Annotated in this window: 12 protein-coding genes; 8 read left to right on the top strand and 4 right to left on the bottom strand. The window is 68.4% G+C overall.

All coding sequences use genetic code 11. The features are described 5' to 3' along the window. Nucleotides 1-251: 251 nt before the first annotated feature. Entirely contained in the window at nt 252-560 is a 309-nt protein-coding gene (locus tag NA11_RS22985) for a Clp protease N-terminal domain-containing protein (RefSeq protein WP_069164035.1), read from the top strand. 24 nt (nt 561-584) lie between these two features. Here the strand turns inward: NA11_RS22985 and NA11_RS22990 are convergent, their stop codons facing one another. After that, complete coding sequence (locus NA11_RS22990; protein ID WP_069164036.1) at nt 585-1,763, bottom strand: amino acid deaminase/aldolase; 1,179 nt, start codon at nt 1,761-1,763, stop codon at nt 585-587. Nucleotides 1,764-1,850: 87 nt separating this feature from the next. Continuing rightward, on the bottom strand, nt 1,851-2,330 hold the full coding sequence (locus tag NA11_RS22995) for a TetR family transcriptional regulator (protein ID WP_069164037.1): 480 nt from the start codon (nt 2,328-2,330) through the stop codon (nt 1,851-1,853). A gap of 416 nt (nt 2,331-2,746) precedes the next feature. Between NA11_RS22995 and NA11_RS23000 the strand changes: the two genes are divergently transcribed. Next, nucleotides 2,747-3,493, top strand: a complete 747-nt coding sequence (locus tag NA11_RS23000; protein WP_069164038.1) for a tyrosine-protein phosphatase — start codon at nt 2,747-2,749, stop codon at nt 3,491-3,493. A gap of 19 nt (nt 3,494-3,512) precedes the next feature. Here NA11_RS23000 and NA11_RS23005 read toward each other — a convergent pair whose 3' ends face one another. Together NA11_RS23005 and NA11_RS23010 are read right to left on the bottom strand one after the other, a co-directional pair. After that, a complete protein-coding gene (locus NA11_RS23005; protein ID WP_069164039.1) occupies nt 3,513-4,781 on the bottom strand; it encodes a class I adenylate-forming enzyme family protein in 1,269 nt (422 codons plus the stop codon). Between the two features lie 170 nt (nt 4,782-4,951). Further along, nucleotides 4,952-5,746, bottom strand: coding sequence for an enoyl-CoA hydratase/isomerase family protein (locus NA11_RS23010; RefSeq protein WP_069164040.1), 795 nt, complete (start codon nt 5,744-5,746; stop codon nt 4,952-4,954). 38 nt (nt 5,747-5,784) lie between these two features. On the opposite strand from NA11_RS23010, the gene NA11_RS23015 reads away from it, so the two are divergent. The 6 genes from NA11_RS23015 to NA11_RS44050 all read left to right on the top strand — a co-directional run. Further along, complete coding sequence (locus NA11_RS23015; RefSeq protein WP_069164041.1) at nt 5,785-6,807, top strand: glutathione S-transferase family protein; 1,023 nt, start codon at nt 5,785-5,787, stop codon at nt 6,805-6,807. Between the two features lie 106 nt (nt 6,808-6,913). After that, nucleotides 6,914-7,645 (top strand): hypothetical protein, encoded by a 732-nt coding sequence (locus tag NA11_RS23020; RefSeq protein ID WP_069164042.1) that lies wholly within the window; start codon nt 6,914-6,916, stop codon nt 7,643-7,645. After that, complete coding sequence (locus tag NA11_RS23025; protein WP_069164043.1) at nt 7,642-8,634, top strand: ABC transporter ATP-binding protein; 993 nt, start codon at nt 7,642-7,644, stop codon at nt 8,632-8,634. Before NA11_RS23020 ends, NA11_RS23025 begins: the two co-directional genes overlap by 4 nt. After that, nucleotides 8,631-9,413, top strand: a complete 783-nt coding sequence (locus NA11_RS23030; protein ID WP_069164044.1) for an ABC transporter permease — start codon at nt 8,631-8,633, stop codon at nt 9,411-9,413. Before NA11_RS23025 ends, NA11_RS23030 begins: the two co-directional genes overlap by 4 nt. Before the next feature lie 61 nt (nt 9,414-9,474). Further along, nucleotides 9,475-13,239: an ABC transporter ATP-binding protein gene (locus tag NA11_RS23035; protein ID WP_069164045.1), complete on the top strand. Its 3,765-nt coding sequence runs from the start codon at nt 9,475-9,477 to the stop codon at nt 13,237-13,239. Nucleotides 13,240-13,417: 178 nt separating this feature from the next. Next, nucleotides 13,418-13,652: 2-oxoglutarate dehydrogenase E1 subunit family protein (locus NA11_RS44050; RefSeq protein ID WP_174567714.1), on the top strand; the 235-nt coding region annotated here is incomplete at its 3' end.

Below are 13,652 nucleotides of genomic sequence, written 5' to 3' on the forward strand. Positions count from 1 at the left end.
GCCTGTTCGGTCATGTCGATCCGAACGACAGCAACTCCGCTTGTCGTTTCAACGGCCAACCTCCGGAGACAACGGCGCGACCTGATGGCTCGCCCGCCCTGTCCTGTAGCCGATTGAATAAGGGACAAAACGTCCGGACACATGACGGATTGGGCTGGCGCTACTGGATATGCAGCAGTCGCCGGGACCAGTGGGGCAACACCTATTACGAATGGGATGAAATCCTGGGTATGTAGAGAGAGGATGGACCCGTGACTGCCGCTGACGAGATCATGAAGACGCCCGAGTACTACGCAGTCCTGGCCTCTGCGGAACAGATCTCCCGTGAACGAGGAGACGGATACGTAGGCGTCGAACACCTCGTACTGGCAGTGCTGTCCGATCAGGACGCCATCCCAACCTTCGAACTCCGGCATCGGATGGGGGTAGACCCGGACGAGCTCGCTCGGCGACTGGCCCTGTTCTTGGATTCCCCTGTCCCGGCGCCGGGCAACCACAGGGTCCGGTTCCTCGACGGGACAACAGCCGAGTATCCGACAGAGGAAGAAGCGGCGAAGTAGCAGAACCGATTTCAGGAGTACGGCTCAGCCGAAGCAGTGCCCTTCGCCGCGATAGGTCGGGACGGTGACCCTGGTTCCGTCGGCCTCGACCAGGTGCACCTTGTCGAAACGTTCGAAGAGCTCGCCCGCCTTGGCGTGCCGGAACCAGACCCGGTCGCCGATGCGCAGCTCCGAGGCACCGGTCAGCGGGGTCTGCACCTCGCCGGCCCCCTCAGCGCCGATCAAACGTAACCCCGTGGGCCACACCGGCTTCGGCACCCGCGACGGACCGGTCGGGCCGGAGGCGATATAGCCGCCCGAGAACACTGTCGCGATGGACGGCGTCGGGCGGCGCAGGACCGAAGTGGCGAAGAACAGGGCGGGACGCGGGGTGAAGGAGCGGTAGTGGTCGAACAGGGTCGGCACGTACAGCCCGGAACCCGCGGTCACCTCGGTGACATCCGGATCGACGATGCTGACCTCGATCGAGCCGGTGCCGCCGCTGTTGACGATCTCCAGCTTGCCGGTCACCGAACGCACGGCGTCGACAACTCGCTTGCGGCGCTTGGTGATTTCCGCAGCCGACACCCGCTTCATCAGGCGCACCGCGACATTACTGTCGGGCAGGCCCGCGATCTGCGCCTCATAGGTCATCAGACCGACAACGTCGAAACCGCGGCGCAATGCCTCTGCCGCGAGCGTGGCCGCCTGTTCGGGGGCGTGTACCGGTGAACGGTGTGCGCCGAGGTGCAGCGGGCCGATACGTAGGGAGGCGTCGACGTCCAGACAGACCCGCGGGCGCACCAGGTCGGTGCCCACCGCAGCGCGGATCAACTCCAACTGGGCGACGTCATCGACCATCAGGGTGATGGAGCGGAGCAGCGTCTCGTCGGTGGCGAGCTCGGCGAGTGCGGCACGGTCGACGGTCGGATACCCGAGCAGGACGTCGCGGGCACCGCGACGAACCAGCCAGATGGCTTCGGAGAGGGAGTAGGCCATGATGCCGGCGAGACCGCCTGCTGCGGTGAGTTCACCGCCGAGCACTTCCTCGAGGATGGCGCGACAGCGCACAGCTTTGCTGGCGACACGCACCGGGACTCCGCCCGCGCGGCGCACCAGGTCGGCGACGTTCGCACGCAAGGCGGTCAGATCGAGAGCGGCAAGCGGTGGATCGAGCTCGGCAGTGGCCGCGTGCAGGCCGGCAATCGGCGACAAGTCCGTCATACGAACCACCAAACCACCTAACTGGTCAAACGTCCAGTAATTGTGATGACTCGTTTACCGAGGTCACCGCACCTCGGCGGCGGATAGTTAGACTTCGGCGGCCCGGGTAGCCAGGCTGCTCACCAGATCGTCGAGGACCACGAGCATTGTCTCGTCATTGCAGTCGGCAAGCCAGCGCAACACGGTGCCCTGCAGTACCGACACGGCATAGGCCGCGATGGCCTCGACCGGCTCCAACCACTGCGCGCCCGAACGGTCCGCGCACAACTGCAAGAAGGCAGCGACTTCGATGTCCATCTCGCGATAGGCGGCGGTCGCGGTCGGGTCGCCGATGCACTCGGTCTGCGCTGCCCAACGCACCCGCAATGTCTGCACCGTCGCCTCGTAGGCCTGGACCTGCTTGGATGGCGCAGCCTTGACCAGCGGCCAGTAGGCGCTGACCCCGGCATGCAGCAGCACCCGAAGCGCGCGAACACCCCCGTGATCCAACGAGGCGGCCGCCTTCTCGACTGCCTCGCAGATGGTCGGCCGTAGCCGCACCTCTGCAATATCCGTACGTACGCTCAACGACGACTCCCTCGGCGAAAGAAACTCGCGCACCCTCGTCGGCGCGACTCGCTGAACATGGCGGGCATCTCGCTGGAAACCCCAGGCTGCCCGGTCCAACGTTCATCAATGGTAGAGGGTTTTCGGGGTTTAAGAACAGGTTCAGTGGGTATTTCCAGACCGAAAGAATGTTTTGTTACCCAAACGGAATGGTGGGGGCACCACCCCGGCCTGCCCGGAAATCCCTCCCTCGGGACCACTCTCAGTACTGCCCGACCGAGAACGTGGCCGTTGTCTACAGTACGGGCGAGTACTGACGACCCTCGAATCGTGTGGCCGATCCCACAGTCGAACCACCCAAATCGGTCATCTGACGGGCCGACGCTCGTTCCGAGAACGTCACCCGCCCGACCGCTGCGGGCCGTTAGCCTGAACAAGTGACTCTTTCGCCCTCTGCCGACCAGTACTTCCTGTCCGGCACCTTCAATTTCCGCGACCTGGGCGGGCTGCGCACCGTCGACGGCGCGAAGGTCAGGCCCGGTGTCCTGCTGCGCTCGGCGCAGCTGACCGGGCTCGACGAGGCAGGCCTTGCGGCACTGGGACAGCTGAAGGTCAGCGACGTGCACGACCTGCGCGGCGAGCGGGAGATCGACCACATCGGCCACGACCGGGTGCCCGAGGGCGTCCGGGTGACCGTCACGCCGTTCGACTCGCGCATGGCGGCGGCACCGCCGCATCAGGCGACCGGCGACACGGCCTTCGCCCACATGCTCGAGGTTTATCGCATGTTCCCCGCACTGCCCGAAGCGCACGCCGCGATCACCGCCATCGCCGAGTCGATCGTGCGGGGCGAGGGCGCGGTGCTGGTGCACTGCGCGGCAGGCAAGGACCGCACCGGCTGGGCGATCGCCTCGCTGCTGCGTGCGGTCGGCGTCGCCGAGCCCGACGTGCACGCCGACTTCATGGCGAGCAACGGCGCCATCCCGGCCCTGCGCGCCATGATGACGACGAAACTGCTCGGCGGCGAAGAGCTCTCGGTCGACCTGCTCGGCGTGCGCGAGGAGTATCTGAAGATCGGCACCGAATCGATGATCGAATTACACGGCGACATCGACACCTATCTGACGACCGCGGGCATCACCCCGGAGCTGCGCGCCACCCTGCGGGAACGGATGCTGGAGTGACCCTCGTTGGGACACAACATCATTCGTCCTGAGCCGGATCGCGCCGCACCAGCCCGTCGGCGTCGATGGTGACCTGATCGCCGGTGTGGAACCAGGTTCCGGCGAAGCGCGCCGCCGTTGCGGTCGGATCGTTCCAGTAGCGCGGGGCGATGTTCGGGCCACGGCACAGTAGTTCACCGCACCCGGCTTTCGCCTTCGGTCCCCACAGCGCCAATTCGGTACCGCCGAACGGGAATCCGAGCACCGCGTCGGAATCCGCGGCGGACTCGGCCGCATCGTCGACCGCGAGGCCGATACCGCTGGTCTCGGTGGCGCCCCAGACCGACCACTGCCGCGCGGTGGGGAACATCGCGCGCAGTTCGGCAGCCAGGTCGGCGGGAGCGGCCTGCGCGGCAGCGGCGCGTTCGGCGCGGTGCCCGGCCTTGCTGATCCTGGCGATGCCCTCGGTGCTCAGCCCGTCCCCGCGCATGGCGGCCAGCTCGGGCAGCAGCCCGGCAAAGATCCGCGGCGTCGCGGACACCATGTCGATCCGTTCGGCCACAATGGCTTCCGCGAGATCGCGGGTGTCCCTGGCCAGCACGACGGTGCCGCCGACCGCGAAGGTCGGTAGCAACTGGTCGACGCAGCCACTGGCGTGCGCGAGGGGCAGCAACACCAGATTGCGCAGGCCGTCGGTCGGCAGATCGAGCGCGGCGACCACCGAACGGATTGCCGAGAGCAGGTTTTCGTTGGTCAGCTCCACCCCCTTGGGCGTGGCGGGGCCGAGCAGGCCACCACTGGTGTAGCTGAGCAACGCCAGATCACCCAGTGCCGCACCGTCATCGATGTACGCGGCGCCGTCGGGTAACTCGGCACCGCGGGCGATTTCCCGCCCGAGCACGAAATCCGCACTGCTGTCGGCGATCACCTGTTCGGCGATCGCATCCGGCAGGCCGTCGTGCACGAGCACCGGCACCGCACCGCTCAGCAACGCGCCGAGAAACGCCTGCACCCAGCGGACCCCGGCGGGCATGTGCACCGCGACCCGGTCGCCGTAGCCGATGCCGTGTTCCTGCAGTCCGCCCGCGATGCGGGAGGCGCTGTGCCACAGCTCCCGATAGGTCATCCGCGGGCCGCCGACCTCGACCACTGCCTCGCGGGTCGAGAACGCGTGCACCTGTAAGTCGAGCAGCTCGGTGAGCGCTGGTGTGAGGTTGCCGTAGCGCAGCACTCCGTCGGCGCCACGCGCCAGCGGTGGATCACTGACATGCGGACGTTTCAGCGGGTATTCGACAAGCAACTGCGACATCCGTCCTCCGCGCGCCCTCGAGTCAGCCAGGCACTGCGACTATATGACTCACATCACAGTATCGCGCGGATTCGGCGCGGATAGGCGGCGGACATGTCCGCCGTGTCCGCAACGTCGACGGAATGGCCCGAGCCGGAACGTCACCCGTCGGTGTGTCGCCGCCGATCAGCTCACCGCCCGGTGTACGTTGCTTTCCCTGGACCGACCTCGAGGAAGCTACGCACCGCGCCTTGGAGATCGGCGGTGTCGAACAGCACACCCGAGACTTCCGGCGTCACCGAATCCGCATGCGCCACACCACCGGAGCGCCACGCCTCGATGATCTTCTTGGTCGCCGCGTGCGCCAGCGTCGGGCCTTCCGCCAGGCGATGCGCCAATTCCCTTGCGGCAGTATCGACATCGTCGTGCAGTGCGTTCACCACGCCCCAGTCCGCCATGGTCTCGGCGGTATACAGGTCACCGGTCATCACGAACTCCCGCGCCCGGCCCGATCCCGCGCGCTCGGCGAGCCGCTGCGGCCCGCCCATCGACGGCGTCAAGCCGACCACCGTCTCCACCAGTCCGAACTTCGCCTTCGGCGCGGCGAGAATGATGTCGCAGGCCAGCGCCATCTCGAAGGCAGCGGTCAACGTCAGCCCGTGCGCGGCAAACACCACCGGACACGGCAGCGTCTCCAGCGGATGAATGATCTGCGCGAAGAGCTTGCGCCACAGTTCGGCGCCCTGCTCCACCGACAAGCCGTCGAAGACGTGCACATCGACGCCGCCGGACACCACCTTGCCCTCGGCACGCAGCAGCAGCGCGCGCGGCGGGTTCGCCGACAGCTCGGCGATGTCCTCGATGAGGGCATCCAGCATCCCCTGGTCGAACAGGTTCAGCGGCGGATTGGCCAGCGTCAGGGTCGCTACTTCCGCGCCCCCGTCGGTGGTCGCACGCTCCAGGCGGGTGGCCTTCGTTTCATTCATCCCGCCAGACTAAGACCTGCATCTGCCAAACTGTCCGGGTGACCAAGTCGGTGGAAAGCGGCTCCTACGTCGAGCCCGGCGAGTTCAAGCGGGACACGAACTACATCACCACGCGGATCACCGCGGACGGCCGCGACGGGTATCCCGTCGAACCCGGCCGTTATCGGCTGGTCGCGGCCAGGGCCTGCCCATGGGCCAACCGCACGCTGATCGTGCGCAGACTGCTCGGGCTCGAGGACGTGCTCTCGCTCGGCCTGTGCGGGCCGACGCACGACAAGCTCAGCTGGACCTTCGACCTCGATCCCGGCGGAGTCGATCCGGTGCTCGGCATTCCCCGGCTGCGCGACGCGTACCTGGCGCGGTTCCCCGACTATCCGCGCGGCATCACCGTGCCAGCAGTGGTCGAGGTGTCGACCGGGCAGGTGGTGACCAATGACTACGCGCAGATGACCCTCGACTTCTCGACCGAGTGGACCGCATTCCACCGGGAGGGCGCACCGCAGCTGTACCCCGAAGCGCTGCGCACCGAGATCGACGAGGTGAGCCTCGCGGTGTTCCGCGACGTCAACAACGGCGTCTACCGATGCGGTTTCGCGGGAACGCAGGACGCCTACGAGACCGCCTACGATCGGCTGTTCAGCCGGTTGGACTGGCTCTCGGAACGGCTTGCCACACAACGCTATCTGGTCGGGGACACGATCACCGAGGCCGACATCCGGCTGTTCACCACGCTGGCCCGCTTCGATCCCGTCTATCACGGGCACTTCAAATGCAACCGGTCGAAACTGTCCGAGCTGCCGGTGCTGTGGGCCTATGCGCGCGACCTCTACCAAACACCGGGCTTCGGCGACACCACCGACTTCGCGCAGATCAAGACGCATTACTACGTGGTGCACCGCGACATCAACCCGACCGGCATCGTGCCGAAGGGACCTGACCTGGCGAACTGGCTGACCCCGCACGGCCGGGAAGCGTTGGGCGGCCGCCCGTTCGGCGACGGGACCCCGCCGCCCCCGCCGCCGCTGTCCGAACGCGTCCCCGCGACGCACCAACCGGACTAGTGGAACCGATCAGGTTGGGTACTTCGTTGTCAGGATGAGCTGACGGCCGTTGCGTAGACGGTGCCCTACAGTTCAACTCAGCAGACCGAAGAGGAGGGTGCCGCCGATGTTCAAAGGCGCGTTCGAGAAGACGGTGGTTCAGCTGCTCGATACCGGGTCTCGCCTGCAGGCGCCCGCGGTCGCCAAGTACGTCGACCGGATCAGGCGCTCCCACCCGGACGAAACACCGGCGCAGGTCATCGAGCGCCTCGAGAAGCAGTACCTGCTCGCGGTGACCGGCAGCGGCGGCGCCGTCGGCGCGGCGGCCGCGGTGCCAGGCGTCGGCACGGTCGCGGCCATCGCCGCGGTCAGCGCCGAGACCACCTTCTTCCTGGAGATCTCCGCGCTGTTCACCCTCGCGGTGGCGGCAGTGCACGGCATCTCGCCCGAGGACCAGGAGCAGCGCCGCGCGCTGGTGCTCGCGGTCGTGCTCGGCGAGAGCGGCATGGAGATCGTGCAGAAGACGGTCGGCACCTCGGCGAAGAACTGGGGCACGGTCTTCGCCAACCGCATCCCCGGGCTCTCGTCCATGAACGACTCGCTGCTCAAGCGGTTCATCATCCGGTTCATCACCCGCCGCGCCGCGCTGATGGCGGGCAAGGTGGTCCCGGCAGGCATCGGCGCGGTGATCGGCGGCGTCGGCAACCGGGCGATGGGCAAGACCACGATCAGCAACGCGCGCAAGGCATTCGGGCCTGCTCCTGTGGTGTGGCCTGCCGCACGGCACCTCATCATCGACGCGGACCCGCTGACCGCGATCGACCCGTCGAAGCCGCAACCGCCGGCCACGCCGCAGTGAGCGCGGCGCGCACCGGGCTCGCGTTCTCCGTTCGAGCGCTGAGCAAGCGATACGACCTGGTTTCCGCCGTCGACAACGTGAGCTTCACGGTCGCGTCCGGCAGCACCGCCGCCCTCGTCGGGCCGCCACAGTCGGGCAAGACGACCATCGCACGGATCCTGCTCGGGCTCCTCGAACCGACAACGGGCAGCGCGGCGGTCGCCGGGCCGGGCACGCACCGCGGCGGCGGTGATCCCGGCGGCAGTTCCGCGCGCGTGGTCGGCGGCGTGCTCGCGCCACGCGGCATCCATCCCGGCCGCACCGCCCGCGACCAGCTTCAGGTGTATGCGGCGGCCGCCGGTGTGCCCGACGCCCGTGTCGGCGAGGTGCTCGCGATCGTCGGACTCGACACCGAAGCCGACACGAAGGGCGCTGCGCTGTCCGCAGGACAGCAGACCAGGCTGGCCTTGGCGACCGCGTTGCTCGGCGATCCACCGCTGCTGGTGCTGGACGAACCGATGGAGGGTCTCGACGGCGCGGAACGCGGTTGGCTGCAAGACTTCCTGCGCAAGCATGCCCAGCGGGGCGGCAGCGCGCTGGTGACAAGCACCAGCCTCGCGGCGGTGCTGCCTGGCGCGGACAGTGTGATCGTGCTGAACCAGGGTTCGGTGGTGTATCAGGGCACGCCTGCTCGACTACGGCGCGGTCACCCGGACCGGCTGGTCGTCGCGGCGTCGACGCCGATCGCGCTGGCGACCACGCTGGCCGCGCGTGGCTTCACCGACGCAGTGATCCGACCGGACGGACGACTTGCGGTCGCCGAGGCGACCGAAGCCGAGATCAGAGCCGCCGCCGCGGCGGCACAGGTGCGACTCGACAGCGTTATCCCCGACGTGATCCATCCCGATCGGGTACTCGCCTCGTTGACCAAACCCCAGGCTCCCGCCGCGCCCTACGCCGGCCTCGCCGGGGCGACTCCGCAACCGACGCCTTACGGAATCCCACGATGATCACCATCCTGCCCGCAGACCTCGTGCCCGCCCTCAACTCCGAGGTACGCAAGGTCACCACGCTGCGGCCGAATCGGACGCTGGCCGGGTTGCCGCTGCTGGTCGCGCTCCTCGGCAGCACGGCAACTGCCATCGCCGCAGGCAAGCCGGATCCGAACGGCCAGCCCGTCACCGGCACCGCGACGCTCGGGCTCTATGCGGGGCTTGCCGCGGCGGCCGTCGCGGCCGTCCTGTTCGGCGCGCTCGGCAGTGGTGGCGAGTACCGGCACCACACCATGCCGGTGACCGCGTTGTTCGCCCCCGACCGTGACCGGCTCGCCGCGGCGAAGCTGCTCGTCACCGCCGGGTTCGCGCTGGCGACCGCGCTGGCCGTCGAGGTCGGCGCGCTGGTGGCCCTATTCGGTTTCGGCCGAGGCAAATTCGAGATCGGCCTCAATCTGTTCGGTGTGCTCGGCGGTGGGCTGCTCGCCGTGGTCTGCTGGTCGCTGATCGGCGCGGGTCTCGGTCTGCTGCTTCGTTCGTCGTCGAACGCGATCTGGCTGGTGGTCGGCTGGCTGGTCCTCATCGAGCCGCTGTGCTGGCTGGTGGCGGACGGCATCGGCGCGTCCGCCTTCGTCAGCCTGTTCCCCGGCTCGGCCACCCTCAGCGCCGTCGCCGTCGGTTCCTACCCCGACAGCGACTTCCTCGCCCCGACACCCGCCGCCCTGGTGATCCTGCTGCTGTGGACCGTCGGCATCGCAGGCGCCGGTTGGTGGGCCCTGCGCAGCCGCGACCTCTGAGCCGAAGCCGGGTCCGCAGGGAACAAACCCCTGTCGGTGGGCGTCGTTATCGTCGATGGTTATGGGTGGGGTTGGTGTGCGCACGCGAACCGAGCAGGCCGAGGACGACACGGTCGGGCCCGGCTGGATTCGTCGGCTCTGGGCCGAAAGCCGGACGCACACCCGCACGCTGACCGGGCTCGGCGTCGCGGTGCTCGGCGGTGCTGTCGTCGAAATCGCGGGGCCGCTGCTGATCAAACGGGCCGTCGATGCCGCAGGCATCGGCGAAACCTCGGTGATCGGAGTGGTCGCGTGCCTGCTGTTGCTGCTGGCGGTGGCGCGGTTCGGCATGGGGTTCGGGCGTAGGTTGCTCGCGGGCAAGCTCTCCCTCGACGTGCAGCATGCGCTGCGCATCGACCTGCTCGGCTCGCTGCAACGCCTCGACGGCGCCGGACAGGACACCATCCGCACCGGGCAGGTGGTTTCGCGGTCGATCACCGATCTGCAACTGGTGCAGGGCCTGCTCGCGCTGGTGCCGCTGTCGGGCATGGCGGTGTTGGAGTTCTTTCTCGCGGCCGTGGTGATGATGTGGCTTTCGCCGCCGCTCGCCGCGGTGGCGTTGCTCGTTGTGCCCGGAATTGCCTTGGTGGTCTATCGCATTCGGCCGCGGCTCTACGCCGCGACGTGGTCGGCACAGCAGCGGGCCGCCGAGGTGGCGCAGCACGTCGAGGAGACGGTGACCGGCGTCCGGGTGGTGAAGGGGTTCGGGCAGGAAGCCCGCATGGTCGACGTGCTCGAACAGCACAGTCGCCTGCTCTACGCCGAGCGGATGCGTGCCGTTGGCATCGATGCGCGCCTCGCGCCGACGGTCGCGGCGATTCCGCAGTTGGGCATGGTCGGTGTGATCGTGATCGGCGGCCTGCTCGCGCTGCACGGTTCGATCGGGATCGGCACGTTCCTCGCGTTCGCCGCGTACGTCGCCACCATGACCGCGACGGCACGGATCATGTCGGGTGCGCTGGTCATGGCGCAGCTGACCCGGGCCGCAGCCGACCGGGTGTATCAGGTGATCGACACCGCACCCGTCGTCACCGACCCACCCGAACCGGTCGAGCTGCCCTCGGGTCCGCTCGGCATCGAGATCGACTCGCTCACTTTCGGATTCGATCCGGAGCAACCGGTGCTGCGTGAGCTCGATCTGACCGTGCGTCCCGGCGAGACAGTCGCGATCATCGGGCCTGCCGGCTCCGGCAAGACCACCCTCTCGCTGCTGCTCCCCCGGTTCTACGCCCCGGATTCCGGCCATATTCGCCTGTTCGGCGCCGAATCGGCCACGGGCGCACCAGGATCACCGGCTCCCGCGCACGCAGACACCCCGCCCGACCGCGTCGACATCGCCGACCTGCGGGCCACCGATCTGCGCGGTGCGATCGGCGTGGTCTTCGACGATCCGTTCCTGTTCTCCGACACCATCGCGGCCAATATCGCGCTCAGCCGTCCGGACGCCACCGACGCCGAGATCAGGGCGGCCGCCGAAGCGGCTGCGGCGCACGAGTTCATCGCCGAGCTCCCCGACGGCTACGACACCGTCGTCGGCGAACGCGGCCTGACGTTGTCGGGTGGGCAACGCCAGCGCATCGCACTGGCGCGAGTGCTGCTGGCCAAGCCGCGCATCCTGGTGCTCGACGACGCCACGTCGGCGGTGGACGCGATCACCGAGGCCGCGATCTTCGACACCCTCCCCGACTACACGGCATTCGAGTCAGGGCCAGCAGACACCACGGGAACGCCGCCGATCAGCAAGCGCACCACGCTGATCCTGGCGCACCGCGAATCCACGCTGGCACACGCGGATCGGGTGATCCGGCTGCCAGCACCGATCGGCAAACACGCGACCGTCAGCCACGCCTCCGCTGCCCTCCCGATGTCCGCGCACCAAGGCGGCGGCCCGTCCACCGCCAGGGCCGCGGCGGATCTCAGTGAGACACCGCAACTTCGGGAAACCATCGAGCAACTGCCGCCCGCCACCGAAACGCCACGGCTGGACGAGCAGCGCTTGCGCCTGCCCGATCCGGCGTTCCGGCTGACCAGGCTGCTGCGGCCGGTCCGCTGGCTGGTGCTCGCCACCATCGCGGTGCTGCTGCTCGACGCGGTCCTCGGCGTCGCGTTCCCGCCGATCGTGCGCTACGCCATCGACACCGGCGTCGGGCACACCGACGCGGGCGCGCTCGGGCTGGCCGCCGTGCTCGGCTGCCTCCTCGTCGCGGCAGGCTGGGTGGTCGGCGCCGCCGCGACACTGATCACCGCGCGCACCGGCGAGCGGGCGCTCTACAGCTTGCGCATCCGCAGCTACGCACACCTGCAGCGGCTGGGGCTCGACTACTACGAGCGCGAGCTGTCCGGCCGGATCATGACCCGGATGACGACCGACCTCGACTCGCTGAGCACCTTCCTGCAGACCGGGCTCGCGACCGCGTTGATCGGCCTGCTGACCTTCGCCGGAATCGCGGTCGCGCTCTTGGTGATCGACGTCTCGCTGGCACTGGTGGTGCTGGCGACGCTGCCGCCGCTCGCGGTCGCCACCGTGGTGTTCCGCCGGTTCTCGTCGACCGCCTATACCGTGTCGCGCGAACAGGTCTCGACGGTGAACGCCGACTTCCAGGAGAACGTCACCGGATTGCGTGCCGTGCAAGCCAACCGGCACGAGCCGGTCGCGGCGCGCCGCTTCGCCGAGTACTCCGACCGATACCGGCACAGCAGGCTGCGCGCGCAGTGGTCGGTCGCGCTGTTCTTCCCGTTCATCATGGCCTGGTCGGATGTCGCGCTTGCCGCGGTGATCTTCGTCGGCGCGCGCGAGGTGGCGGCGGGCACCACGACGGCGGGCACGCTGGTCGCCTTCACGCTGTACCTGTCGCTGCTGTTCGCACCGGTGCTGCAGCTTTCGCAGGTGTTCGACGGGTATCAGCAGGCCAGGGTCGGCCTGCGCCGGATCGGCGAGTTGCTGCGCACGCCGTCCTCGATCGCCGCCGACGCGACGAGCGCGCGACCGATCGAGCACACCCTGCGCGGCGAGATCGCCATCGACAATGTGCGATTCCACTACCCGGGCAGCACGATCCAGGCACTCGACGGCGTGACGCTGCGGGTGCCCGCCGGATCGACCCTCGCCCTCGTCGGCCCCACCGGCGCGGGCAAGTCCACCATCGTGAAGCTGCTCGCCCGCCTCTACGACCTGCCGCAGGACGAGACCGGCACCATCCGCGTCGATGACGTCGATCTTCGTGATTACCGTCTCACCGACTACCGGTCCCGCCTCGGCATCGTCCCGCAGGAGGCGCACCTGTTCAGTGGTGACGTCGCGAGCAACATCGCGTTCGGGAAGCCGACTGCCACCGCGGCGGACATCGCCGAGGCCGCCGCCGCGGTGGGCGCGACCGCCATGATCGCCGCGCTGCCGCTCGGCATGGGCCAGCCGGTCGGCGAACGCGGGCGCGGGCTGTCCGCCGGTCAGCGCCAGCTGATCGCGCTCGCCAGAGCCGAACTCGTCCGCCCCGACCTGCTCCTGCTGGACGAGGCCACCGCCACCCTCGACCCGGACGCCGAGGCGGCGGTGCTCGCCGCGAGCCGATCGCTGACCCATGGCCGGACCACCGTCCTGGTCGCGCACCGGCTCGGCACGGCAGCACGGGCCGACCAGATCGCCGTCATCGACCACGGCCGAGTCGCCGAGATCGGCACCCACACCGAGCTCCTCGCCGCCGGTGGACCGTATACCCGACTGTGGTCTGCGGCACGTGAAACCGAGGGAATATTCTTGGTAACGGACAAGTCGTCTTTTACGAGGTGAGGTTGTCGGGTGGTCAGTGGCTCCGTCGGATTGCTGCTGGGCCTATCCTCAGATAGGGCGCATCGGCGCGCACGCTGATGCCGACCATTTCGAGCGACCTGCAAGCAAGTCGCTACGGAAGTGCCGGGCACGTCACAAACGTCGCAGCGCGAAGAACGAAATGAGGCGAACACCTGCTGTGAGCAGCTCAACATCCCAGTTCGGACAGAACCAGTGGCTAGTCGATGAGATGTATCAGAAGTTCAAGCAAGATCCATCTTCGGTCGATGAGAGTTGGCACGAGTTCCTCGCCGATTACACGCCCGAAGCCACGGGTGATTCCGGTAACAGCCAGGCCGCTCCGGCCGCGGCCGCTCCCGCGCAGGCGCCGACTCCGGCTCCGGCTCCCGCGTCGGTGAACTCGGCCCCCGCGG

It is taken from the genome of Nocardia altamirensis NBRC 108246, from assembly GCF_001612685.1.
Taxonomy (GTDB): Bacteria; Actinomycetota; Actinomycetes; order Mycobacteriales; family Mycobacteriaceae; genus Nocardia; species Nocardia altamirensis.

Excerpts from the sequence above, each read along its gene's own strand:
- NA11_RS23020 (WP_069164042.1), top strand. The coding sequence starts at position 6,914 with ATGTTCAAAGGCGCGTTCGAGAAGACGGTGGTTCAGCTGCTCGATACC.
- NA11_RS22990 (WP_069164036.1), bottom strand. The coding sequence starts at position 1,763 with ATGACGGACTTGTCGCCGATTGCCGGCCTGCACGCGGCCACTGCCGAG.
- NA11_RS23010 (WP_069164040.1), bottom strand. The coding sequence starts at position 5,746 with ATGAATGAAACGAAGGCCACCCGCCTGGAGCGTGCGACCACCGACGGG.
- NA11_RS23035 (WP_069164045.1), top strand. The coding sequence starts at position 9,475 with ATGGGTGGGGTTGGTGTGCGCACGCGAACCGAGCAGGCCGAGGACGAC.
- NA11_RS23030 (WP_069164044.1), top strand. The coding sequence starts at position 8,631 with ATGATCACCATCCTGCCCGCAGACCTCGTGCCCGCCCTCAACTCCGAG.
- NA11_RS23005 (WP_069164039.1), bottom strand. The coding sequence starts at position 4,781 with ATGTCGCAGTTGCTTGTCGAATACCCGCTGAAACGTCCGCATGTCAGT.